The sequence below is a fragment of the Promicromonospora sp. MEB111 genome (assembly GCF_030209445.1).
Classification (GTDB): domain Bacteria; phylum Actinomycetota; class Actinomycetes; order Actinomycetales; family Cellulomonadaceae; genus Promicromonospora.
Map to the genome: position 1 here is coordinate 272642 of NZ_JARVSD010000003.1, position 22814 is coordinate 295455.

The window sequence follows — 22814 nt, forward strand, 5'->3', positions numbered from 1 at the left end:
GCTGAGTAGCCGACGTAGCAGGACGGACGCAGCAGGCAGGCGTCCGGAGCGGTAAGGCCGGCCCGGTGCGACATCGTCGCACCGGGCCGGTCCTGTCAGGGCCCGCAGGGGGCCGGGAACTGAGATCGGGGGAACGTCGTGCGCGAGGTGTCGTCCAAGCGCAGGTTGATACCGGCGATCGTCGCGGCGACCGCCATCGTCGCGCTCGTCGTGGCCGCGATCATGGTGGTGGAACAGGCTCTGCCTGCCGCGCCGGCCCCGCGGGGCGAGGACACGCGGGCGTCGGGCAGCGCGCACGTGACGTGCGCGGAGAACGAACCGGTCACGGAGGAGCTGCTCAGCGGTTCCACGTGGACCATGTGCTGGCGGATCGACGCCAGCCGCGGGCTGGTGCTCGACGACGTGTACTTCACGCCCGCCGGCGACGAGCCGGTGCAGGTGCTCGCCGAGCTGTCCATCGGGCAGCTGGAGGTGCCGTACGACACCGGCCTGCGCAACACCGAGGACATCACGACCCAGGGCTTCGGCGGCAGCCACATCATGACCCTCACCGAGCCGGAGTGCCTGGGCGAACGGCTCGAGACGTACGTGCCCAAGATCGGCGACGGCTCGATGGGCGGCGGCGGGGAGCGCCGCGCCGTGCTGTGCCAGGAGGTGGTCGACGGCGGGATCGCGTACCGGAGCGGCGACACGACGGGCACCGAGGTGGCCCGCCGCACGGACCTGCGGCTCTCGACGATCTCGAAGGTCGGCTGGTACGAGTACGTCAGCCAGTACACGTTCGGCGGGGACGGCAGCATCCGGTCCGACCTCGGCGCGACCGGCGACCTGTCGCCCGAGGACTACGGTGACGACCCGGCCCACGGCTGGCCCGTCGGCCCCGGCGACACGGACTACGCCACCAGCCACTCGCACAACGCGGTCTGGCGGGTGCACTGGGCGCTCGGCGGGCAGGGCGGCCAGGTCGTGGAGCAGTACGACGCCGCGCCGACCGGCGAGGTGGGCCCGCGGGCGCCGCTGGTCGAGGGGGCCCTGACCCGGATCCCGCGCGAGGGCACGGCCACGGCGGCGGACCGGCGCTGGTGGCGGGTGGTCAACCCCGACGTGCTCAACGCGGACGGGCACGAGATCTCCTACCAGGTCGAGCTGGGTGCGACGACGCCCTTCCAGCTCACCCAGGACCACAGGCACGGCGGCGAGGACGGCGGCGGCTACGCCATCGCGTTCACCGAGGCGGACGACTGTCAGCTCTACGCGACGGCCAACAAGGAGGGGTCCTGCGGCTCGGGTGTGCTCGACTTCGCGCAGGACGAGACGGAGCTGTCCGACGTCGTCACGTGGGTCGCCGTCGGCTTCCACCACGTGGCGCGCGACGAGGACCAGAGCCCCATGGAGATGCACTGGCAGGGGTTCACGCTGACGCCACGTGACCTGACGGCGCAGCGCGCCGACCCGCCGCCGGCCCGCGAGGACGTGAACGGGAAGCCGGACGCGGGACCGGGTCACTGACTCGCCGACCCCGTACCCACGAGTCAGTGGGGTGGTCCGACCCGACGACTGACTCGCCGGCTCCGGACTCGCGAGTCAGCCGGGTGGTCAGGGCTGTCGTGCCTCGACCAGGGTGCGGCGGCTGTGGCAGACGAAAGACCCGTGCTCCGCGATGTGGTCGTACAGCGCGCGCAGCCGGTCCCGGTACGCGTCCACGGAGAAGCCGGGCACCGTCCACAGGACCTTCCGCAGGAAGTGCACGACCGCCGCCAGGTCGAAGAACTCCACCCGCGTCCGGGCGTCGCGCAGGTCGACCACGTCGAGCCCTGCCCCCGTCACCCGTCCGCGCAGCCGCTCCACGTACCCGGCGTCGTCGTTCGCCTGCGGCCCCATGAGGAACTCGTACAGCTCGCGGTTCGAGCCCGCCCCCACCTCCTGGACCAGCAGCGTGCCGCCGGGCGCCAGCACCCGTGCCGCCTCGGCGTACGGGAACGAGACCGGGTGGCGGCTCAGCACGAGGTCGAACGTGCCGTCGTCGTAGGGGAGCGGGGCGGCGCCGTCGTCGACCAGGGTCACCACACCGCCGTAGGGCGCCAGCGCGGCGGAGGCCAGCCGGTGGTTCGGCGCCCAGCCCTCGACGGCGCGCACGACGCCGGGCACGCGCTCGGCCCGCCCCAGTGCCTCGGCAAAGACCTCGCCGCCGCCGGTGTCGACGTCGAGCGCGGCGTCGGCCCGACCCAGGCGCTCGCCGCACAGCCGCACGTAACCCCACCCGGGGCGCTCCTCGGTGGCCCGGCCCGCGAACCACGAGAAGTCCCAGCCGTCGGTGGGGACGGCGGCTCCCTCGGCGACCTGCTCCTCGAACGTCATGCCGGCGAACGTAGCCCGGGGAGTCCCCCGCCCACCAGCGGATATCCCCCGACCGGGGGAGACGCGGCACGGGCCGTGGACGGGAGCGTGGAGGCATACCGCACCACCACCGACCGGAGGGAACCGTCATGTCACGCCTCACCCGCGCCACGCTCCTCGGCGCCACCGTCGCGAGCGGAGCGCTCGCGGTGCTCGGCCTCGCCTGGCTCCTCGATCTCTGGCCGACCGTCTACGCGGTGCCGGGGGCCGCGCTCCTGGCGGGCCTGGCCGGGCCTGGCACAGCGAGCGTCGTGCACGTCGTCATCGCGCTGACCGGCGTCGCCGGCGGTATCGCGGCGCTCGCCGGGGCCGTCGGCACGCGCGGCCGCGTCGCGACCGCCGTGCTGCAGCTCGCCGTGTTCGGCGTGGTGCTCCAGGGCACCGGGCCGCTGTCCACCATGGGCTATCTGGTCGCCATGGCGATGCCCGCCGCCGTCGTGGTCCTGCTCGTGCAGGTGGTCCGCCGGTACCGTGTGGCGCGCTGGACGGTCGGGGTGCCCGGCCTGGTCCTGCTCCTCGTCGGCGGCTTCCTGGCCCGGGACGCGCTCGGCGGGATCCTCCGGATGCTCGGCTCCGGCCTCGTGGAGAACCGCGCCGGGCTGTTCCTGTCGCTGCTGGTCCTGATCACCGGGACGCTCTGGGCGGCCGTCGGCACGCAGGCGCTGGCCGGGACGCCGGCCGTCGAGCGGGCCACCGACTGGGTGGTGCGGCACCGGACGGCCATCACCGTCGTGGCCGCCACCGGACCGCTGCCCTACGCCCTGATCCGGCTCACCTGGCTCACACCGTGGCCCCAGCTCGGGTTCGACCTGGACATGTCCACCCGGATCTGGGGGCTCACGCTGTCCAGCGGAGCGTGGCTCGGGTTCTTCCTCACCCTCGGCCTGATCCGGCCCTGGGGCGAGGTGTTCCCCCGGTGGATGCCCGGCCTCGCCGGACGCCGGGTCCCGATCGCCGCGGCCGCCGTGCCCGGTGGCCTGATCGCGGTGACGCTCATCTTCTCGACGGTCCCCATGCTGGTCATGTTCAGCGGCCAGGGCCTGGCCGAGGCGGTCGTCGGCGCCATCGCCTTCCCGTGCTGGTACTGGGGCCCGGCCCTGGCGCTCGCCGTCTGGGGGTACGTGGCGCACCGGCTCCGGACCGAGCGCTTGGCGGACGGCGCCGAGGCCGGAACCTCCGGTGCGGGCGAGGCCGCCCCCGCCAGGGCCGTCACGGTGTGACGTGACGTGCCGACCCGACGTGCTGACCTGGCGGGCGGCCCCGGCGACCGGAGAGGATGACGGCATGCAGGCGACGACGCGGCACCTCGCGCGGTACCTCGCCCGGCGGTTCGCCTGGCACATGCTCGGCGCGGCGATCGGGCTGGCCCTCGTGCTGCTCGTGTACAGCCTGCTGTTCTCCGCGGTCACGGGGCTGCCCGCGTGGGTGGTCGCGGTCGTGGCGGTCGCCGCCGCCGTCGGGCTCGGCCTGGTACCGGGCGCCCGGGAGCTGGAGGTCACGGCGGCCCGCGCGCTGCTCGACGTCGACGCCGAGCTCGTGGTCCCGGCCCGGCCCCGGCTCGCCCATCGGGTCCGGACCGCGGCCTGGGTGGTGCTGCACCTGGCGACCGGGATGCTCGTCGCCGTCTGCCTGTTCGCCGTGCTCCCCGGCGCGGTGCTGATCGCCGTCGAGACGGTGGCGGGGCGCTCGTTCGGGTCCGGCTTCCCGTTGTCGGCCGGCGCGCCCGAGGCGGTGCTGCGGCTGGCGGCCTGCGGCGTCGTCGGGCTGCTGGCGCTCGTGGCCACCTGGCCGCTCGGGGCGGCGGCCGCCGCGCTCGCCGGGCGCGTGCTCGGTCCCACGCCGCACGACCGGATGGAGACCGCGCTCGCCCGCGCCGGGCGCGAGGCCGAGCACACGCGGCTCGCGCGCGAGCTGCACGACGGCATCGGCCACGCCCTGACCGTCGTCAGCGTGCAGGCGGCGGCCGGACGACGCGTCGTCGCGGCGAACCCCGACGCGGCCGCCGACGCGCTCGCGGCCATCGAGGACACGGCCCGGTCGGCGCTCGCCGAGCTCGACCAGCTCCTCGCGGTCCTGCGGGACGACGCCGACGCCACCGCCCCCCTGGCCGTCGCACCCGCCCTGGACGACGTCGTCCAGGCCCACCGTCGCGCCGGCCTGGACCTGAGTGCGACTGTCGACCTGCCGGCCGGCCTGCCCGCCCTCCTGAGCCGCACGGTGCAGCGGATCGTCACCGAGGCGCTCACCAACGCGCACCGGCACGGCGGCCCCGGTCCGGTGCGGCTCGCCGTGGGGCAGGGCGGTGATCGGGTGCGGATCGAGGTGGTGAACCCCTTGCGCGGTGGTGCGGGGCCGGGGCGGCGTCGGGCCGGCGGGCACGCTGGTGGTCGGTCGGCCGGCGGGCGCGCCGGCGGGCGCGGCCTGGCCGGTGTCCGGGAACGGGTCGCCCTGTTCGGCGGGACGGCGGAGGCTGGGCCCGACGGCGACCGCTGGGTGCTCCGTGCGACCCTGCCCTGTGCTCCCGTCCGGACCGACCAGAAGGAACCCGATGCCTGACGCCCCCGTGCGGGTGCTCCTCGCCGACGACGAGCCGCTCGTCCGCAGCGGCCTGCGCCTCATCCTGGACGCGGAGCCCGACCTGGAGGTCGTGGGCGAGGCGGGCGACGGCGCGCGGGCGGTCGAGCTGGCGCGGAGCCTGCGGCCCGACGTCGTCTGCATGGACGTGCGGATGCCGGGCGTGGACGGCCTGCGCGCGACCGAGCTGGTGCTCCGGCTGCCGCAGCCGCCCCGGGTGCTCGTGGTGACCACGTTCGAGCACGACGGGTACGTGCTCGACGCGCTCACGGCCGGGGCGTCGGGGTTCCTGCTCAAGCGCGCCGGGGCCGACGAGATGGTGCAGGCCGTCCGGACCGTCGCCGTCGGGCAGAGCCTGCTGTACCCGCAGGCGCTGCGCGACCTGGTGCGCACACGGCCGCGCGCGACGGCGGGGGCGCCGGCGGGGGCGCCGGCGCTGACGCCGCGCGAGCGGGAGGTGCTGGCGCTGGTGGCGCAGGGCATGACGAACGCGGAGATCGCCGCGGCGCTCGTGGTCGGCGTCGAGACGGTGCGGACGCACGTGGCATCCGTGCTGGCCAAGCTGCAGGCGCGCGACCGGACGCAGGCCGTGGTGCTGGGCTACCGGGCGGGGCTGGTGGAGCTGTAGCCGGTCGCCGCCGACGGTCCGGCGTCGGACCGGGTCAGTCCCGGGGCAGGACCATCTCGATCTCGTCCGGGAACGGCGCGTAGTCCGAGGTCTTGCTGCGACCCGTGCGGCGCCAGCCGAGGTGCTCGTAGAAGCCGATCGCCTGGTCGTTGTCGGCGAGGCACCACAGCCGGGGGTCGTCCATCTCGGCGACCGCCACGTCCATGGCGGCCCGGGCCAGGCCGCTGCCCCAGTGCGACGGGTGCACGGCAAGGTGCCGCAGCAGGCGCTCGTCGTGGGCGACGAAGCAGGCCAGGCGGGCGCGCTCGGCGTCGTCGTCCAGCACGTGGACGCGGACGCCCGGCTCGACGACCGCTGCCTGCCACTTGGCCAGCACCTCGTCGGACGGGAACGGGTACATGCCCGGCGGGAAGATGTGGCCCAGCGCCGCGATCCCAGCGGCGCGCTCCACGTCCAGGAGCGCCTGCGCATCCTCGGGCGTGGCCTGCCGGAATCGGTACTCGACCATTGCCCCAGGGTACGGCCCTGCTTCACCCAGGGCACCACCGCTGAGATTTGCGTACCGGACCTGCACAGGGGCGGGCGAAAATTGCCGTGCAACATTTTCCCGAAGTGCTGTGACCTCGGTGAGGTTCGCGCGTCAAGGGTGCATGACGAATACAGCATTCAGCGCGGTGATGTCCCGCCTCTCGGCGCTCGACACGCTCTCGCTACGGGTGGATCAGGACTGGCTGGCATTCGGCCTGGACCGGGTGGACGTGCTGGTCATCGAGATACTGACGGTCAACGAGCTCACGGCCCTGCCGCTCGTGACCCGGTACCGGCTGTCACCGGTGGACCCGGACCCGGGGCGGGAGCTGGGCCTGACCCGGGTCTGGACCGGTTGGCTCGGGGACGCCTCGGACGTGGTGCCCGTCGCGATGCGGCTCACGCTCGCGGCGGGCGACCCCGGGTGAGGGCCGGCCCGCCGGGCGGGCGTCAACGGGGCAGGTGCGCCTCGATCTCGTCGATGATCGCCGGGTCGTCCGGCAGGGTCTTCGGCGCGTAGCGACGCACGTCGCCGCCGGGCAGCACCAGGAACTTCTCGAAGTTCCAGCGGATCTTGCCCGAGTGCCCCGTGGCGTCCTCCGTCTTCTTGAGCTCCACGTAGAGCGGGTGCGCGTGCCGCCCGTTCAGCCGGATCTTGTCGAGCACGGGGAACGTGACGCCGTACGTCATGGAGCAGAACTCGGCGATCTTCTCGTTCGAGTTCAGCTCCTGCAGGAACTGGTTGCTGGGGAAGCCCAGCACCGTGAAACCGCGGTCCTGGTACTTCTTCTGCAGCTCCTCGAGGGTCGCGTACTGCGGGGCCAGGCCGCACCGCGAGGCCACGTTCACCACGAGGACGACGTCCTCCTTGTGGTCGGCCAGCGAGATCTCGGTGCCGTCCATCGTGTGGAAGGGAATGTCGTAGAGGGTCACCCGCTCATCTTCCACCCGTTGTCCGGGTCAACGGAACCCTCCGCGCACCAGCGAGCACCCGTCGGGTTAGGTTGGCGACGTGACCCACCCGCCGTCGGGCGAACGACGTAGCCCCGGCCCCGCCAAGCACCGGCCCCCGCTGCCCGTGCGGGACGGGCTCAACCCCACGCGGATCGTGCTGCCGCACGACCCCGACGTCGTCGTGCGGTTCCCGTACGCGCTCGACTACCTGCTGGACCGGTTCCGCGACGACTCCGACCGGCTGCTCGAGAAGGTCGCCCTGGGCGAGGTCGTCACCGGCCACGGCGAGCCCCTCACCCCGACCACGCCGTACGAACCGCGCGGGTTCCTGTACCTGTACCGCGACCCGCCCGCCCACGAGGACCGCATCCCGTTCGAGCCCGAGGTGCTGCACCGCGACGAGGACCTGCTGGTCGTGGACAAGCCGCACTTCCTCGCGACGATGCCGCGCGGGCGGTGGGTGCGGGAGACGGCGCTCGTGCGCCTCCGGGTCACGCTCGACCTGCCCGAGCTCTCCCCGGCCCACCGGCTCGACCGCGGCACCGCCGGTGTGCTGGTGCTCACGGTCCGGCCCGAGGTACGCGGCGCGTACCAGGAGGCGTTCGCCCGCCGCGAGGTGCGCAAGGTGTACGAGGCGGTGGCCCCGCTGCCTCCGTCGGACGGGCGCCTGGCCCTGGGCGAGCCCGTCACCCTGAGCAGCCGCATCGTGAAGCGGCGCGGCGTCACGCGCGCCGAGGAGGTGCCCGGGGAGCCGAACGCGGAGTCGCTGATCACGCTCTCCGCCGTCGACGAGACCCGGGGCCTCGGCCTGTACCGCCTGGAGCCGCACACCGGCAAGACCCACCAGCTCCGGCTGCACATGGCGTCGCTCGGGCTGCCGATCCTGCACGACCCGTTCTGGCCCGAGCTGCGCGCCACCGACCCCGACGACTTCGACCGGCCGCTCCAGCTCCTGTCCCGCTCCCTGGAGCTCACGGACCCGCTGTCCGGCCTGCCCCGTCGCTTCGAGTCCCGCCGGGTGCTCAGCGAATGGGGCCCCTCGACACCCCCGGACGTGCCGGACGCCCAGGTCCCCGGAGCGACCTGAGCGTCTGACCCGTCCACCAGGATCTGACAGGTGCAAGAATCGGTGCGATGAGTACCGCCCCCGACTATCCCGCCCGCGCGGTCGTCGACCTCGACGCGATCCGCGACAACGTGCGCGCCCTGCGGGCGACCGCCGCGACCGCCCAGGTCATGGCCGTCGTCAAGGCCGACGCGTACGGGCACGGCCTGGCCCCCGCGGCCCGGGCGGCGCTCGCGGGCGGAGCGACCTGGCTGGGGGCGGCGCAGAGCATGGAGGCGCTCGCGATCCGCGCCGCCGTCGGACCCGGCCCGCGCATCCTGACCTGGCTCTACGCGCCCGGCGCACCCCTGGCCGACCTGGTGCGCGACGACATCGACGTCGCCGTGGCCGCGGCCTGGGCCCTCGACGAGGTGGCCGACGGCGCCCGGGTCGCGGGTCGCACCGCCCGCGTGCACCTCAAGGTCGACACCGGGCTGGGCCGCAACGGGATCATGCCCGACGACCTGCCCGCCGTCCTCGACCGCGCGAAGGCGCTGCAGGCCGAGGGTGCGCTCGCGATCATCGGCGTCATGTCGCACTACGCGCTCGCGGACGAGCCCGACGACCCGTCGGTGAAGATGCAGACCCACGTGTTCGACGACGCGGTCCGGACCGTCGAGGCGGCCGGGTTCGACCTCGAGGTGCGGCACATCGCCAACTCCGCGGCGACCCTGACCAACCCGGCCGCGCACTACGACCTGGTGCGCCCGGGCATCGCCGTCTACGGCCTCTCGCCGGTGCCGCAGCTCGGCGTACCGGGCGACTACGGCCTGCGGCCGGCGATGACGCTGGAGGCGCGGCTCGCCACGGTCAAGCGTGTGCCAGAGGGCCACGGCGTCTCGTACGGCCACTTCTACGTCACGCCGCAGGACACGGTCCTCGGCGTCGTGCCGCTCGGCTACTCGGACGGGATTCCCCGGCATGCGTCCGGCGGCTCGCTCGGCCCGGGCGGGCCGGTGCTGGTGGGCGGGGGTGTGGACGACGTCGCCGCACCCGCGACCGGCCTCGGCACCGCTCGGGTGCTGCGCGTCGCGGGCCGGGTGTGCATGGACCAGATCATGCTGGACCTCGGCCCGTACGCATCCGAGCAGGCCGGCGACGTGGTGACATTGTTCGGGGCGTCGGACGGCCTGACCCGTGCCGGAGCGCCCAACGCCGAGGACTGGGCGCAGGCCGCCGGCACCATCAGCTACGAGATCGTGACGCGCCTCGGGGCGCGCGTGCCCCGTGTGTACGTGGGCACGGCAGGAAGGGAGACCGCGTGAGCGGGGCAGTGAACGGACCGAGCGACATCTCGACGTCGGAGGCGGTGGTCATCGAGCTGCCCGACGCCGATACGACGCGCGCCTTCGGGGCCGCGCTCGCCGGGGTTCTGCGCTCGGGGGACCTGGTGATCCTCACCGGCGACCTCGGCGCGGGCAAGACGACCCTGACCCAGGGCATCGGTGCCGCGCTGAACGTGCGCGGCCAGGTGGCGTCGCCCACCTTCATCGTGGCGCGCGAGCACCCGCCCCTGCCGCGCGAGGACGGCACTCGCGGACCTGGGCTGGTGCACGTCGACGCCTACCGCCTCGGCGGGCTGGGTGAGCTCGACGCGCTCGACCTGGACTCGTCCCTCGAGGACTCCGTGACGGTCGTGGAGTGGGGGCGCGGTCTCGCCGAGACGCTCGCCGACGACCGTCTGGAGATCGACCTGGAACGGCCGCGGGGTGCCGCACCGGCGTTCGACCCCGGCGTGGAGCCGGCCGAGGACCCGGAGGCGGGGACCCGGAAGGTGACGATCCGCGCGGTGGGGCCGCGGTGGGTCGGCGTGGACTTCGGGGCGTTGTTGGGCTGATTTCTTCGGGAAACGAGCGGATTGAAGTTGCATTCTCCTCAAAGGGGCGAGGGAACCATGCTGAGAATAAATTGATCCGTGCGTTTGGCAAGGACAATATCTCCGAGATCTATTCAGAGTTGCAGCCTTGCCAAAACTTGTGCGGCCCGGCTCTCTCCGGCATACCAACCTCTTGGTCTTGGAATTGGACCACTTCAGCCGCAAGCGGCAGTTCCCGCGCTAGCCAGTTGGCGGCTGTGCGCGGAGTATTTGCCGACGCACTCTCCGGGAACTGGTAAAACGCAGGGACTGTCTGCGTCCACGATTATCCTGAAATTGTTTGAAATGGATCTGGAATGTCATTGCGAGTGAAGTACTCCAAACAGGCCCTGGCGGACCTGCGTAACGAGCCTGCTAAGCGGTTTCTGAGCGAGGTCGGGCTACCGGCTGAGGACCTACTATTCGGATTCGCCGAACCCACCACCCGTCGAGTTGAGGCCAATGGCGGCGCACGAACCATTATTCGAGTCGGCGAAGGTGGGGATGGTGCGGATTTTTGTGCAGACGTTGTCTCTGGAGAAGTCGTCTTCCTCAATTTGGCTGACAACAGCGTGTGGCATGTGAGCGCGTCGCCAGAACAATTCTTGGCCTGTCTGGAAGAGTTTGCGCGTCGTTACCCATTTGGTTCAATCGAAGGCGAGCTTGAGGAACGAGAGGTTCTGGCTGAAGCGTTGAAAGAGGCGCTTCTCGCGATCGACTCCACGGTTTTTGACGACGACCCGGGGTACTGGTTCACGATCCTTAATGACGTGGCCATCGGCGACTATGCTGAGGAGTGACTGCCCGATTGGCGGTGCTTGATCGCGTCTACTTGACCCTTCTGGGTGCGATGAGCCGACTTCAGTAGGGCGAAAGTCGCTGCGATGTCAACGCTTCGGACCAAAGGCGGGTCGAGGAGATTCTGCTCGACGGTCTCTCTGCCGAGACTGATATTTCAGTTAGAGTGATCGTTCGTTGAGGGACCGAGTTCGGCGGAGTAATTGGTGGCGGATGGGTACCACAGTTCGAATGGTCTACTGAGCCTAAATCGGGCGTACTGCTTAGGTGCACGGAACCATGTGGGCCGAGTTGTGTTCATCGGCGGGGTGCCTGATGTGGTTACGTGCCAGACGACCCGCCCAGTAAGTAATACCCTGGTCACGTGGCCGTTCTAGCTCTCGATACCTCCGCAGCCGTCGCCGTCTCGCTCGTCGACGAGGACGGTACGCGCCTCGCGTCCCGCTCCTCCGACGAGCGCCGCAGGCACGCCGAGTCGCTCGCGCCCCTGATCACCGAGGTCCTCGACGAGGCAGGGATCGAGCGCACCGACCTGACCGCCGTCGTCGCCGGTACGGGGCCCGCCCCGTTCACGGGGCTGCGCGTCGGGCTGGTGACCGCTCGCACGCTCGCGCTTTCCCTGGGCATCCCGGTGCTGGGCGTGCCCAGCCTCGACGCGCTGGCGGTGCAGGCGGTCAGCGACCTCGGGCTCCGCGCGGGGCAGGAGATCCTGGCGACCTCCGACGCCCGCCGCAAGGAGGTCTACTGGGCGCGCTACCGCGTGGTCGCGCACGAGGGGCCGCACGGCGTCCCCGTCGTGGAGCGGACCGCCGGGCCGGACGTCGACCGGGCCGGCTTCGTGGCCCAGGGCCAGCTCCCGACGCCGGACGCCGGCGACGCTCCGCTGCCCGTCGTGGTCGGCGAGGGCGCGATGCTCTACCCCGAGTTCCTCCCGGTGGCCGACGACGCCCCGCTCGTCCCTGACGCGACCGTGCTCGCCCGGCTGGCGCTCGTCCGGCGCGCCGCGGGTGAGGAGCTGCCGACCGAGCCGCTGTACCTACGGCGGCCGGACGTGCACGAGCCGGGGTCGCCGACCGGCACGGGCGCCGGCTCCGGCGGTGGAACGGCCACAGCCGCCACGGGTGGTGCCGCATGATCACCGAGGTACGGCTGCGCCCGCTGCGCAACGCCGACTTCGACCGCGTGCTGCAGCTGGAGCGGCAGCTCTTCGGCCGGGGCGCCTGGACCTACGGCATGCTCGCCGACGAGCTCGCCGGCCTGGGCCGCTGGTACATCGTGGCCGAGCCGGAGCGGCTCGACCGCGCGGGGGAGCAGCCCGTCGTCGGCTACGCCGGGCTGTGGTTCGACGGCGACGTCACGCAGATCATGACCATCGGCGTGGACCCCGACGTCCAGCGCCACGGGGTGGGCCGGCAGCTCATGGACGCGCTCATCGAGCGGTCCCGCAAGGTCAAGGCCGAGGCGGTGCTGCTGGAGGTGCGGGTCGACAACCAGCCCGCCATCGAGATGTACCGGGACTTCGACTTCGAGATCCTGGGCGTGCGCAAGCGCTACTACCAGCCCGAGGACGTGGACGCGTACACGATGCGGCTGGACCTGAACGCCGCCGCGCACCCCACGGACGCCCCGGTGGAGTCCCCGGTGGACGCTCCGAACGACACCCCCGACGACGCCACGGGAGACGCGGCCTGAGGCAGCCGAAACTACCTACCCGAACCTGCTAAACGTACTAATCCGAGGCTCGGACTAGTACGTTTAGCACGTTCGACCGTCCATATTGGTGACCGATGATGAGGGATGCCACGGCATGAGGGAACGAGTTCTGGTCGACGCCGCCACGCTGGCCGCCGACCTCCAGGTCGGTCCGGGCGCCGACCCGGTCGAGGGGCGGCCCGTCGTGCTCGACGTCCGCTGGGCGCTCGGCATGACCGACGGCCACGACCAGTACCGCGCCGGCCACCTCCCGGGCGCCGTGTACGTGGACCTGGAGACCGAGCTGGCCGCGCACGGGTCGCCCGCCGACGGGCGGCACCCGCTGCCCTCGGCGTCGGCGTTCCAGCAGGCCGCGCGCCGCTGGGGCGTCTCGGCGGACTCACGCGTCGTGGTCTACGACTCCGTGGGCGGCACGTCCGCCGCGCGCGCTTGGTGGCTGCTGCGGTACTTCGGCGCGCAGGACGTGCGCATCCTCGACGGCGGCCTCGCGGCCTGGACCGCGCAGGGGCGCGCCCTCGAACCGGGTGACGTCACGCCCGAGCCGGGCGACGTCGTCGTGCAGCCGGGTGGGATGCCCGTGCTCGACGCCGACCAGGCTGCCGAGCTGGCTGACGGCGCGGGTCTGCTCCTGGACGCCCGCGCCGCCGAGCGGTACCGCGGCGAGGTGGAGCCCGTGGACCCGCAGGCCGGGCACGTCCCGGGCGCCGTCAGCGCGCCGACCGGCGAGAACCTCGGCGCGGACGGCAGGTTCCTGCCGACCGGGGACCTGAAGCGGCGCTTCGGCGAGCTGGGGGTCGCGGACGGCGGGACGGTCGGCGTGTACTGCGGGTCGGGCGTGACGGCGTCGCACGAGGTGGCGGCCCTCGCGATCGTCGGCGTGGACGCGGCCCTGTACCCGGGCTCGTGGTCGCAGTGGTCGAACGACCCGGCGCGGCCCGTCGCGGTCGGCTGACCCACCGGGCCGCGTCCGGCCGGCGAGGTCAGGGTGCCGGCGTGGCGCGCCCGTCGCCGAGCACGAAGATCTTCTGCCACACCTTGCGGGACATCCCCAGGGTGAGCGACTCGATGGTCCACACCGTGCTCAGCACGATGTCGTCCTGCGACTCCTCGGCGCACAGCGCCGCGGCCTTGCCCACGATCGACAGCAGCTCGGTGCAGTACTCGAGGTAGTACTCGACCTGCTCGGGCGTCAGGTCGACGTCGGCGCCCTCACCGCTCGCGAACGCATCTCGGAGCCGCTCCGGCTCCTTGGTGAGCTGGTGCATGTCGATGATGTGCGCCAGGGAGCGCAGCCGGTGCAGCTTGGCCAGCAGGTCGGAACGCTGCACGCGCTGCGGGACCGAGTGCAGCACGATGACGGCGATCGCGACGAACACCACGTCGTTCACGGCGCTCTCGATGAGCGGCAGCCAGTCCAGGCCGTTGTCGGGCGCCTCGGTGAACGCGGCCTCCACGGCAAAGCCGAACGCGACCAGCGCGACCAGCACGACGACGGCGATCATGCCGCGCGAGGCCCCCTGGACCAGGCGGCTGCGCCGACGCGTCCCGGCGGAGGTGTCCGCCACCTGTTCGGTCAGGCCCACGAGCTCCTGGGCCACGAGGTGGATGCCGCGGTCGGGGAACCGCGCGCCGATGCGGTCGCACAGCCGCCGCGCCGTCTCGATGACGGGAACGGGCTCGAGCTTCTCCAGTGTCCTGACCCACACGGGAGGCAGCGTAGAGCCACCCGCGGACGCTGAGTGCGGGATATTCGCCCTTTTCAGCGTGCCAGAAGGGCGAATATCCCGCACTCAGCGGTCGGAGCCGGTCAGACGGTGATCGTCGTCAGCGGCATCGACGAGTCCACCGGGATGTCCAGGTCGCTCGGGGCCACCCCGGCCCGCACCACGGCGGAGCCGAGCGCCGCGATCATCGCGCCGTTGTCCGTGCAGTAGCGGATCGGCGGGATGCGCAGGTCGATGCCGGCCTCGGCGCACCGCTTGGCCGCCATCTCGCGCAGCTGGCTGTTGGCGGAGAAGCCGCCGCCGACCACGAGCGTGTCGACGTCGTGCTTGTGGCAGGCGGCGATCGTCTTGGCCGTGAGCACGTCGGCGACGGCCTCGGCGAACGACGCCGCGACGTCGTGCACCGGGATCTCCTGGCCGGCGTCCGTACGGGCCTCGACCCAGCGGGCCACCGCGGTCTTGAGGCCGGAGAACGAGAAGTCGTAGGCGTGCTTGGCCTGGTCCTTCGCGGCCGTGAGGCCGCGGGGGAACCGGATGGCGGTCGGGTCGCCCTCGCGCGCGAGGCGGTCGATGTGCGGGCCGCCGGGGTACGGCAGGCCGAGCAGACGGCCGACCTTGTCGAAGGCCTCGCCCGCGGCGTCGTCGAGCGTGGAGCCGAGCTCCGTGACGTTCGTGGCGATGTCGTCCACCAGCAGCAGCGAGCTGTGCCCGCCGCTCACCACGAGCGCCATCGCCCGCTCCGGCAGGGGACCGTCCACGAGCTGGTCCACGCACGCGTGGCCGATCACGTGGTTCACGCCGTACAGCGGCTTGTTCAGGCCGATGGACAGGGCCTTCGCGGCCGACGCGCCGATCGTGAGCGGCCCGACGAGCCCGGGTCCTGCCGTGACCGCGATGGCGTCGACCTCGGACAGGTCGACGTCGGCCTCGCCGAGGGCCTTCTGGATCGTGGGGATCATCGCCTCGAGGTGGGCCCGGCTGGCGACCTCGGGGATGATGCCGCCGTAGCGAGCGTGCTCCTCCATCGAGCTGGCCACCGCGTCGACCAGCAGGTCGTTTCCGCGGACCAGCGCGACGCCGGTCTCGTCGCAGGAGGTCTCGATACCGAGCACCAGTGGATCTGCCATGTGCTCCAGCCTAGTTCCCCGGCGTCGGTGAGCGGGGAACCGAGCGGGATGTGACACACGGACGTGCGGGACGTCACGGTTGAATCTGGAACTATCGCTTGGAGCAACTTGTTGTCGCGCGTATGACCGACACCGTTCTTGAGGCCCAGGGCCTCGCCATCGACGACGCGACCGCCGACCGTCTGTTCCGCACCGCGCGGACCGTGACCACCTTCGCCGAGTCGGACGTGACCGACGAGCAGCTCGCCGCCGTCTACGACCTCGTCAAGTGGGGCCCGACCGCCATGAACACGAGCCCGCTGCGCATGCTCGTCGTCCGCACGCCGGAGGCCCGGGAGCGTCTCGTGGCCCGCGTGCCCGAGGGCAACCAGGAGCGCGTGCGGAACGCCCCCGTCACCCTCGTGCTCGCGTACGACACCGACTTCCACGAGCACCTCGACCGGCTGATCCCGCACATGCCGGGCGCTCGCGACATGTTCGCCGGCGACGCCGGGGCGCGCGCCGAGATGGCGCGCACCAGCGCCCTCATCCAGGCCGGCTACCTGATCGTCGGCCTGCGCGCCGCCGGTCTCGCCGTCGGCCCGATGCACGGGATCTACGACCAGATCGACGCGGAGTTCTTCGCCGACAACGGCTGGAAGGGCCTCCTCGTCGTCAACGTCAGCGCGGCCGACGGCGCCGACACCACCCGCCCCCGCGCCCCGCGCCTGAGCTTCGACGACGCCGCGCAGGTCATCTGACCGGACGCGGCGGGACCGGGCGGCGCCGTCAGCCGGGCAGCGGCCGGCCGGTCCGCATCTCCTCCAGCATCGCGCGTACCACCTGCACCAGGTCGCCGTCGTGCGCGGCGGCGACCTGCTCCTGTCGCTTGTACGACGGACCGGTGCGGAGGATGTCCCGCACCCCGGCCAGCTCCGCCGCGCAACCCAGCCGGTGGGCCACGGGCTCCAGCTCGACCAGCAGCTTGCCGATCGCGTCGGCGACCGGCCCCTGGTTGCCGTCGGCGTCGAGGATCACGGTGGCGTCCAGCCCGTACCGGGCCGAGCGGAACTTGTTCTCCGCCACGTACCACGGCGGCAGCTCGACGAGGTCTCGGCCGTGGTCGAGCTGCGTGGACAGGTGCTCCACGAGACAGTGCACCAGCGCGGCCAGCGTGAGGGCCTCGGTGAGGTTGGTCGGGCCGTCGCACACCCGGACCTCGAGCGTGCCGAACTTCGGCGAGGGGCGGACGTCCCAGTGGACCTCGTTGAACGCCTCGACCGCGCCCACGTGCAGCATGTCGCCCGCGTACGCCTCAAGCTCCTGCCAGGTCTTGAACGCGACCGGCAGGCCAGAGCTCGGGATCTGCTGGAACAGCAGCGACCGGTTCGAGGCGTACCCCGAGTGCTCGCCGGCCCAGTACGGCGACCCGGCGGACAGCGCCTGCAGGTGCGGAAAATACTTGAGCATCCCGCGCATCAGCGGCAGGGCCTTGTCCCGGTGCTCGATGCCGACGTGGACGTGCAGCCCCCAGATGACGAGCTGCGAACCCCAGACCCCGCTGCGCTCGCGGATGCGGGCGTAGCGCTCCTTCTCCCCGATCTCCTGGTCGGCTCCCTTCGCGAACGGGTGGGTGCCGCCGCCCATGAGCTCCAGGCCCATCGGGTCGGTCACCGTCCGTACGCCTTCGAGCATCCGGCTGAGGTCCGCCCCGGCGTCGGCCACGGTCCGGCCGACCCCGGAGACCAGCTCGATGGTGTTCTTCATGAACTCGCCGGTGACGTGCGCGGCATAGCCCGCGGGGCCCTGCTGCTGGTTGCCGCCGCCGCGCGCGAGAGCCTCGAGCACCGCCGGGCCTGCCTGCGCCAGGTCGGCGGTGCCGGGCTCGACGAGCCCGATCTCCCACTCGAGGCCCACGGTCGATCGTGGGGAATCGCCGAAGCCGAGCCGTGTCGGCGAGCTCATACGGCTCCCAGGGGTTCGACGAGGAGTACCTGTTGGTTGCCTGCCACACGCGTGAGCACGATCGTCGCCTCCTCGGTTCCGGTGAGCACGAGCTGCTTGCGAAGTTGTTCAGGCACCACCGCGGTGCCCCGCTTCTTGATCGTGATGCGCCCGACGTTCCGGTCGCGGAGATAGGACTTGAGCCGCTTCAGGCCGAACGGCATGGTGTCGAGCACCCGGTATCCGGTCGCGATCGGGGCCTGCGCCCCGGCGGCCTCGGCGGGCCGCGCCGGCGGAAGCGCGGCGGGGTCGTCGGTGGTGACGTACGCGATGGTCGGGTCGACGAGGCGTCCGCCCAGCTCGGCGGCCGCCTCGCCCACGAGCCCGGCGCGGATGACCGCGCCGTCGGGCTCGTAGAGGTATTGCCCGACGCCGCCGACGTCCGGCTGCGTGCCGTCGCCGCGCAGGGTGCGGCTGAGGGTGTGCTCCTTGCCGTCGTCGTCGGTGAACGTGCGCAGCACGAGCGCCGAGCGGCCGGGGCCGTCGGGCGCGAGCGGGCCGAACCAGAGCCCGGCCTCGACCACGTCGCCGTTGACGGAGACCCACTGCGTCTCGGCGTCGTCGGGCAGCCCGTCGTGCGCGATGCCCGGACCCACCTTGATGCCGACGGCCGGCACCGAATCCCGCAGCGCCCAGACGGAGTCGAGCGGGGGCTCGTAGGCGCGCGGGTCGAAGATGCGGCTGCTGCGGCCGCCCCCGCCGCCGCGCACACGCCGGGCGGGATCGGCGTACACGGCGTCGATGCCCTCGGCACGCAGGTCGAGCGTCAGACCGTCGGCGTGCCGCACCTCCGCCTCGGGGAAGTGGCGCAGGTTCCACCGCGCGATGGCGGCCGTGCACTCGTCGAGGTCGGTCGCAACGACGCGCAGCCCCGTTCCGGCGAACGCGAGGGAGTCGGCGCCGATGCCGCAGGTGAGGTCGGCGAGGGTGGTCACGCCCGCCTCGAGGTACCGTCGGGCGTGCAGCGCCGCGACGACGAGCCGCGTGGCCTGCTCCAGACCGTCCGCGGTGAAGAGCATCCCGTCGGCGAAGTCACCGAACTTGGCCCGCGCGCGGGCACGCAGGCGGGACTGGGTGACCACGGCGGCCGCGAGGTCCGCCGCGACGCCCTGGGAGCGCAGGGTGGTCACGGTCTTCATCGCGTCGCGCTCGTCGTACGGCGGAAGAGCCGCAAGCAGGGCCCAGCCGTCGGGGCTGAGGAGTTTGCTCAGAATCGCCGCATCCATGGGAAGATCTTTCCACGTTTGTCCAGGTCATGACGAGTGGCTGGACGCAACCTTTTCGTAGAGATGGCGAGATCTCGAAGTGCGGACGGCGCGTCGCGCGCCGGGCGTGTGAGGTGGTCCACCCGATTGGCACTCGCCTTGACCGAGTGCTAGTGCCGACCTAGATTTGGGGTTGTTCATCGCCGCGGATCCCGGTAGTCGGGGCCCTCGGCGGAGGACCCAGACGTTCGTGCCCGCCGGCACCCGCGACGACGGCGGACCGTCGAACGTTCGAGCCACTCAGTCAACCACGCAGCTGATCACTCGATCCGCTCACGAAAGAGGAGGTCCGACGTGTCGGTCCCCATCAAGCCGCTCGAGGACCGGATCGTCGTCAAGGCTCTCGAAGCCGAGACCACGACCGCTTCCGGCCTGGTCATCCCGGACACCGCCAAGGAGAAGCCCCAGGAGGGCGAGGTTCTGGCCGTTGGCCAGGGCCGCATCGACGACAACGGCAACCGTGTGCCGCTGGACGTCGCCGTCGGTGACAAGGTGATCTACTCCAAGTACGGCGGCACCGAGGTCAAGTACGCGGGCGAGGAGTACCTGGTGCTCTCGACCCGCGACGTCCTCGCGGTGGTCGTGGGCTGATCCCAGCCCGCGCCAGATAGACGAAGGCCCCGCACCGGACCGGTGCGGGGCCTTCGTCTTGTCCGGAGACCGTTGTGGTCGTTGCTGTCCTACCGCTTCGGCGTCGAAGTGGGCAGGTGTTCAACAGGGCGTGCGGCAGAAGCGCGTCACGCCTCAAGCGTCAGAAGTTGTGCACCCGGGGTCAGGCGGAGACGGACTTGCCGGCGAGGATCGCCGACCGCTCGTCCTCGCTGAGCCCGCCCCACACGCCGTACGGCTCGCGCACGCGGAGCGACTGCTCGCGGCACTGCATCATCACGGGGCAGGAGCGGCAGATCGCCTTGGCGGCCTCGGCGCGCCGCCGGCGGGTCGAGCCACGCTCACCCTCGGGGTGGAAGAAGAGGGTGTCGTCCGCGTCGCGGCACGCGCCCTGGTACTGCCATTCCCACAGTTCCATCACCGGACCGGGAAGCCTCGAGATCTCCGTCATGGCGAACAACCTACAAGTTGTGCAGAAGTTGTTCAAGGGGCAGTTTCGCGTCATCGGGTTCGAATCGGGTCAGCGAGAAGCAGGTCGACACTGACCGGATTTGTATGATTGTGAACCGAAATCCACCGAGATCGGCGGCACGCCGGGTTTCGCAGTGGCGCGGAGAGGGCCAGGTCGGCAGAATCGAGTCCATGACTTCTTCGCGACCCGCCCAGAACTCGGGCGGGTCACGTGCATCCAGCCCCGGACTGGCTGTCGCTGCCGTTGCCCGCCGCCTCGGGGTCGCTCCCGCGACCCTGCGCACGTGGGACCGCCGATACGGCCTCGGTCCCTCGGGTCGCACCGCAGGATCGCACCGCCGCTACACGCCGGACGACGTCGCCCGGCTCCTGGTGATGCGCCGCCTGACCCTCGAGGGCGTGGCGCCGGTGGACGCCGCTCGCGCCGCCGTCGAGGCAGGGGACGCGGAGCTCGAGGTCGCCACGCGCACCGCCCCGGCGCTGCCCGCGGTCCAGGTCGAGGGCGGGGCGGACGGCGACGAGCAGGACTTCTCGGAGCAGTTCGTCGGCACGGTCGAGGCCCCGGCCGACGCCGAGGGAGAGGCCGATCCGGCGGACGCGACGCCGTCCACCTCCGGGGACGAGGCCGACGACCCCGCCCCGCCGTCCGGTCGCGAGCGCTCCGAGGAGCCTCGCGGCCGTGCGCGGCTGCGGGCCCTGCCCGGTGGCGCGACGGGCGGTGGCGCCCCGGCAGCGGCCGGCGGGCCGCGGTCCGCGGCCTCCCCGGCTCCGACGTCGGGCCGGGTGTCCGCCCTGGTCGACGCCGCTCTGGCGTACAGCCGGACCGCCTGCGACAACCTCCTCGTGCTCGGCCCGGACGGCGACCCGGCCGTCTGGTGGACCGAGCTCGTCGAGCCCGCCTGGCTCCGGCTGTCCGAGCGGACGGTCCTGGCCGGTCCCGGCGAGATGCCCGAGGTGGTGCTCGCGACGGCTGCGCTGCGCGCGCTGCGCAACTACATCGAGGAGTTCGAGCGGGTCATGGTGGAGGCGGGCGGCCCGCCGGCCAACCACCCGAGCCGGATGCGCAAGATCGTGCTGGTGTTCGCCGCCCCCGACGAGGTGGTGCCGCTCTCCGCGCACGCGCTCGCCGCCGCGCTGGCCGCGCAGGGTTCGATGGCGCGCATCGTCACGGGTCCCGCGAGCACCCACCGCTCGGTCGAGCTGGTCACCATGGTCCGCCCGACGGCCGTCGTGCTGGCGACGACGCAGAACAAGCCCGACCTCGACGTCGTGCACGCGGTGAACGAGAGCTATCCGGAGCTGCCGATCTTCGTGGGACTGCGGGCCGACGCCGCGGCGACGGAGCTGCCGTTCGGGCCCACGGTGCAGCGGGTGCGCTCGTTCACGGGGCTGCTGCACGAGGTGCTCGCCGTCATCAAGTCGAGGTGACGCACGCCTCGGGCCGGTACCACGGCCCGGCCGAGATCTGCGGCCGCGGCGGCCGTAGACTTGCTGCATGACGGACCAGACCTCGCCGGGCGACCCGTTCGGTTTCCTCGGGCTCACCTATGACGACGTCCTGCTGCTGCCGGGTTACTCCGACCTGGCGCCGTCGGACATCGACACGACGTCTCGCCTCACGCGCGAGATCTCGCTCAAGATCCCGCTGATCTCAGCGGCGATGGACACGGTCACCGAGTCGGCCATGGCGATCGCCATGGCGCGTCAGGGTGGCCTCGGCGTGCTGCACCGCAACCTCTCCATCGAGGACCAGGCCTACCAGGTCGACCTCGTGAAGCGGACGCAGACCGGCATCATCACCAACCCCGTCACGATCGGCCCGGACGCCACGCTCGAGGAGCTCGACACCCTCGCGGGCCAGTTCCGGATCTCCGGCTTCCCGGTGGTCGACGCCGAGAACAAGCTCATCGGCATGGTCACCAACCGCGACCTGCGCTTCACGCCCGTCGCCGAGTGGGCCACCACCAAGGTGGACGAGGTGATGACGCCGCAGCCGCTCATCACCGGCCCGGCCGGCATCTCTCGGGACGACGCCACGCTGCTGCTGCGCAAGCACAAGCTGGAGCGGCTCCCGCTGATCGACCCCGACGGCCGCATCACGGGGCTCATCACCGTCAAGGACTTCGTGAAGTCCGAGCAGTTCCCGAACTCGTCCAAGGACGGCCAGGGCCGCCTCATGGTCGGCGCCGCGATCGGCTACTTCGGCGACGCGTGGCAGCGCGCCACCGCCCTGATCGACGCCGGCGTGGACGTGCTCGTGGCCGACACCGCGCACGGCAACGTGCGCATGCTGATCGACATGGTCAAGCGCCTCAAGTCCGACCCGGCCACCAAGGACGTGCAGGTGATCGGCGGGAACGTCGCCACGCGCCAGGGCGCGCAGGCGTTCGTCGACGCCGGGGCCGACGCCGTGAAGGTGGGCGTGGGACCGGGCTCCATCTGCACCACCCGGGTCGTGACCGGCGTGGGCGTGCCGCAGATCACCGCCGTCTACGAGGCGTCGCTCGCCTGCAAGCCGGCGGGCGTGCCCGTCATCGCCGACGGCGGCCTCAAGCACTCCGGCGAGATCGGCAAGGCCATCGTGGCCGGCGCCGAGTCCGTGATGCTCGGCTCGCTGTTCGCGGGCTGCGAGGAGACCCCGGGCGACCTGGTGCTCGTCAACGGCAAGCAGTTCAAGACCTACCGCGGCATGGGCTCGATGGGTGCCATGTCCTCGCGCGGCAAGAAGTCCTACTCCAAGGACCGGTACTTCCAGGCCGAGGTCACCAGCGACGACAAGATCGTGCCCGAGGGCATCGAGGGCCAGGTCGCGTACAAGGGGCCGCTGGCCACCGTGGCGCACCAGCTCATCGGCGGCCTGCACCAGACCATGTTCTACACCGGTGCGCGGACCGTTCCCGAGCTGCAGCAGAACGGCCGGTTCGTCCGCATCACGTCGGCGTCGCTCAAGGAGAGCCACCCGCACGACGTGCAGATGACGGTCGAGGCCCCGAACTACAGCGGGTTCTGACCCGCACCTGGCCGACCCCGCACGACGTGTCAGACCCACAGGTCACTCGGGTGACCTGTGGGTCTGACACGTC

At 72.0% G+C, this 22814-nt stretch carries 25 protein-coding genes; 17 read left to right on the plus strand and 8 right to left on the minus strand.

Annotation, left to right across the window (positions count from 1 at the left end; translation table 11 throughout):
• The first annotated feature begins 138 nt into the window (after window positions 1-138).
• On the plus strand, window positions 139-1509 hold the full coding sequence (locus QRN56_RS03090; RefSeq protein ID WP_285101037.1) for a copper amine oxidase: 1371 nt from the start codon (window positions 139-141) through the stop codon (window positions 1507-1509).
• Window positions 1510-1596: 87 nt separating this feature from the next.
• On the opposite strand, the gene QRN56_RS03095 is transcribed toward QRN56_RS03090, so the two are convergent.
• Complete coding sequence (locus QRN56_RS03095) at window positions 1597-2358, minus strand: class I SAM-dependent methyltransferase (RefSeq protein WP_285101039.1); 762 nt, start codon at window positions 2356-2358, stop codon at window positions 1597-1599.
• A gap of 128 nt (window positions 2359-2486) precedes the next feature.
• On the opposite strand from QRN56_RS03095, the gene QRN56_RS03100 reads away from it, so the two are divergent.
• The 3 genes from QRN56_RS03100 (at window position 2487) to QRN56_RS03110 (ending at window position 5599) form a co-directional block, all read left to right on the plus strand.
• Window positions 2487-3617 carry a hypothetical protein gene (locus tag QRN56_RS03100; protein WP_285101042.1) on the plus strand — a complete coding sequence of 377 codons (1131 nt, stop codon included), beginning with the start codon at window positions 2487-2489 and terminating at the stop codon, window positions 3615-3617.
• Window positions 3618-3681: 64 nt separating this feature from the next.
• Window positions 3682-4953, plus strand: a complete 1272-nt coding sequence (locus QRN56_RS03105) for a sensor histidine kinase (protein WP_285101044.1) — start codon at window positions 3682-3684, stop codon at window positions 4951-4953.
• Window positions 4946-5599 (plus strand): response regulator transcription factor, encoded by a 654-nt coding sequence (locus QRN56_RS03110; RefSeq protein ID WP_285101046.1) that lies wholly within the window; start codon window positions 4946-4948, stop codon window positions 5597-5599. The genes QRN56_RS03105 and QRN56_RS03110 overlap by 8 nt, the downstream gene beginning before the upstream one ends.
• 34 nt (window positions 5600-5633) lie before the next feature.
• Here the strand turns inward: QRN56_RS03110 and QRN56_RS03115 are convergent, their stop codons facing one another.
• Window positions 5634-6107 (minus strand): GNAT family N-acetyltransferase, encoded by a 474-nt coding sequence (locus QRN56_RS03115; RefSeq protein WP_285101047.1) that lies wholly within the window; start codon window positions 6105-6107, stop codon window positions 5634-5636.
• 142 nt (window positions 6108-6249) lie between these two features.
• Between QRN56_RS03115 and QRN56_RS03120 the strand changes: the two genes are divergently transcribed.
• Window positions 6250-6555 (plus strand): hypothetical protein, encoded by a 306-nt coding sequence (locus QRN56_RS03120; RefSeq protein WP_285101048.1) that lies wholly within the window; start codon window positions 6250-6252, stop codon window positions 6553-6555.
• A 22-nt stretch (window positions 6556-6577) separates the two neighbouring features.
• Here QRN56_RS03120 and QRN56_RS03125 read toward each other — a convergent pair whose 3' ends face one another.
• On the minus strand, window positions 6578-7060 hold the full coding sequence (locus QRN56_RS03125) for a glutathione peroxidase (RefSeq protein WP_285101050.1): 483 nt from the start codon (window positions 7058-7060) through the stop codon (window positions 6578-6580).
• A gap of 79 nt (window positions 7061-7139) precedes the next feature.
• Between QRN56_RS03125 and QRN56_RS03130 the strand changes: the two genes are divergently transcribed.
• The 8 genes from QRN56_RS03130 (at window position 7140) to QRN56_RS03160 (ending at window position 13504) form a co-directional block, all read left to right on the plus strand.
• The gene (locus QRN56_RS03130; RefSeq protein WP_285101052.1) at window positions 7140-8168 is read left to right on the plus strand and encodes a pseudouridine synthase; all 1029 of its coding nucleotides are present in this window, start codon (window positions 7140-7142) and stop codon (window positions 8166-8168) included.
• Window positions 8169-8215: 47 nt separating this feature from the next.
• A complete protein-coding gene (alr, locus tag QRN56_RS03135; RefSeq protein ID WP_285101054.1) occupies window positions 8216-9451 on the plus strand; it encodes an alanine racemase in 1236 nt (411 codons plus the stop codon).
• A complete protein-coding gene (tsaE, locus tag QRN56_RS03140; RefSeq protein WP_285101056.1) occupies window positions 9448-10023 on the plus strand; it encodes a tRNA (adenosine(37)-N6)-threonylcarbamoyltransferase complex ATPase subunit type 1 TsaE in 576 nt (191 codons plus the stop codon). The genes alr and tsaE overlap by 4 nt, the downstream gene beginning before the upstream one ends.
• Complete coding sequence (locus QRN56_RS27620) at window positions 9987-10301, plus strand: nucleic acid/nucleotide deaminase domain-containing protein (protein ID WP_350224549.1); 315 nt, start codon at window positions 9987-9989, stop codon at window positions 10299-10301. Before tsaE ends, QRN56_RS27620 begins: the two co-directional genes overlap by 37 nt.
• 57 nt (window positions 10302-10358) lie before the next feature.
• Entirely contained in the window at window positions 10359-10841 is a 483-nt protein-coding gene (locus QRN56_RS03145) for an SUKH-4 family immunity protein (protein WP_285101058.1), read from the plus strand.
• Between the two features lie 362 nt (window positions 10842-11203).
• Window positions 11204-11974 (plus strand): tRNA (adenosine(37)-N6)-threonylcarbamoyltransferase complex dimerization subunit type 1 TsaB, encoded by a 771-nt coding sequence (gene tsaB / locus QRN56_RS03150; RefSeq protein WP_285101060.1) that lies wholly within the window; start codon window positions 11204-11206, stop codon window positions 11972-11974.
• Entirely contained in the window at window positions 11971-12531 is a 561-nt protein-coding gene (gene rimI, locus QRN56_RS03155) for a ribosomal protein S18-alanine N-acetyltransferase (protein WP_285101062.1), read from the plus strand. Before tsaB ends, rimI begins: the two co-directional genes overlap by 4 nt.
• Window positions 12532-12646: 115 nt before the next feature.
• Window positions 12647-13504 carry a sulfurtransferase gene (locus tag QRN56_RS03160; protein ID WP_285101063.1) on the plus strand — a complete coding sequence of 286 codons (858 nt, stop codon included), beginning with the start codon at window positions 12647-12649 and terminating at the stop codon, window positions 13502-13504.
• Between the two features lie 28 nt (window positions 13505-13532).
• Here the strand turns inward: QRN56_RS03160 and QRN56_RS03165 are convergent, their stop codons facing one another.
• Together QRN56_RS03165 and tsaD are read right to left on the minus strand one after the other, a co-directional pair.
• Window positions 13533-14258 carry a hypothetical protein gene (locus tag QRN56_RS03165; protein ID WP_285101065.1) on the minus strand — a complete coding sequence of 242 codons (726 nt, stop codon included), beginning with the start codon at window positions 14256-14258 and terminating at the stop codon, window positions 13533-13535.
• 101 nt (window positions 14259-14359) lie between these two features.
• The gene (gene tsaD, locus QRN56_RS03170; RefSeq protein ID WP_285101067.1) at window positions 14360-15403 is read right to left on the minus strand and encodes a tRNA (adenosine(37)-N6)-threonylcarbamoyltransferase complex transferase subunit TsaD; all 1044 of its coding nucleotides are present in this window, start codon (window positions 15401-15403) and stop codon (window positions 14360-14362) included.
• Window positions 15404-15525: 122 nt separating this feature from the next.
• Here tsaD and QRN56_RS03175 point away from each other — a divergent pair, with 122 nt between their 5' ends.
• Complete coding sequence (locus QRN56_RS03175; RefSeq protein WP_285101069.1) at window positions 15526-16143, plus strand: malonic semialdehyde reductase; 618 nt, start codon at window positions 15526-15528, stop codon at window positions 16141-16143.
• 28 nt (window positions 16144-16171) lie between these two features.
• On the opposite strand, the gene QRN56_RS03180 is transcribed toward QRN56_RS03175, so the two are convergent.
• On the minus strand, window positions 16172-17347 hold the full coding sequence (locus QRN56_RS03180; protein WP_285101071.1) for a glutamate--cysteine ligase: 1176 nt from the start codon (window positions 17345-17347) through the stop codon (window positions 16172-16174).
• Complete coding sequence (locus QRN56_RS03185; RefSeq protein WP_285101073.1) at window positions 17344-18612, minus strand: class I SAM-dependent methyltransferase; 1269 nt, start codon at window positions 18610-18612, stop codon at window positions 17344-17346. The genes QRN56_RS03180 and QRN56_RS03185 overlap by 4 nt, the downstream gene beginning before the upstream one ends.
• Window positions 18613-18945: 333 nt before the next feature.
• Between QRN56_RS03185 and groES the strand changes: the two genes are divergently transcribed.
• Complete coding sequence (gene groES / locus QRN56_RS03190; RefSeq protein ID WP_020016178.1) at window positions 18946-19242, plus strand: co-chaperone GroES; 297 nt, start codon at window positions 18946-18948, stop codon at window positions 19240-19242.
• Between the two features lie 181 nt (window positions 19243-19423).
• Here groES and QRN56_RS03195 read toward each other — a convergent pair whose 3' ends face one another.
• Entirely contained in the window at window positions 19424-19711 is a 288-nt protein-coding gene (locus QRN56_RS03195) for a WhiB family transcriptional regulator (protein ID WP_020016179.1), read from the minus strand.
• A 191-nt stretch (window positions 19712-19902) separates the two neighbouring features.
• Here QRN56_RS03195 and QRN56_RS03200 point away from each other — a divergent pair, with 191 nt between their 5' ends.
• Together QRN56_RS03200 and guaB are read left to right on the plus strand one after the other, a co-directional pair.
• Window positions 19903-21159, plus strand: coding sequence for a MerR family transcriptional regulator (locus QRN56_RS03200; RefSeq protein WP_285101075.1), 1257 nt, complete (start codon window positions 19903-19905; stop codon window positions 21157-21159).
• A gap of 67 nt (window positions 21160-21226) precedes the next feature.
• Complete coding sequence (guaB, locus tag QRN56_RS03205) at window positions 21227-22741, plus strand: IMP dehydrogenase (RefSeq protein ID WP_285101077.1); 1515 nt, start codon at window positions 21227-21229, stop codon at window positions 22739-22741.
• Window positions 22742-22814 lie beyond the last annotated feature (73 nt).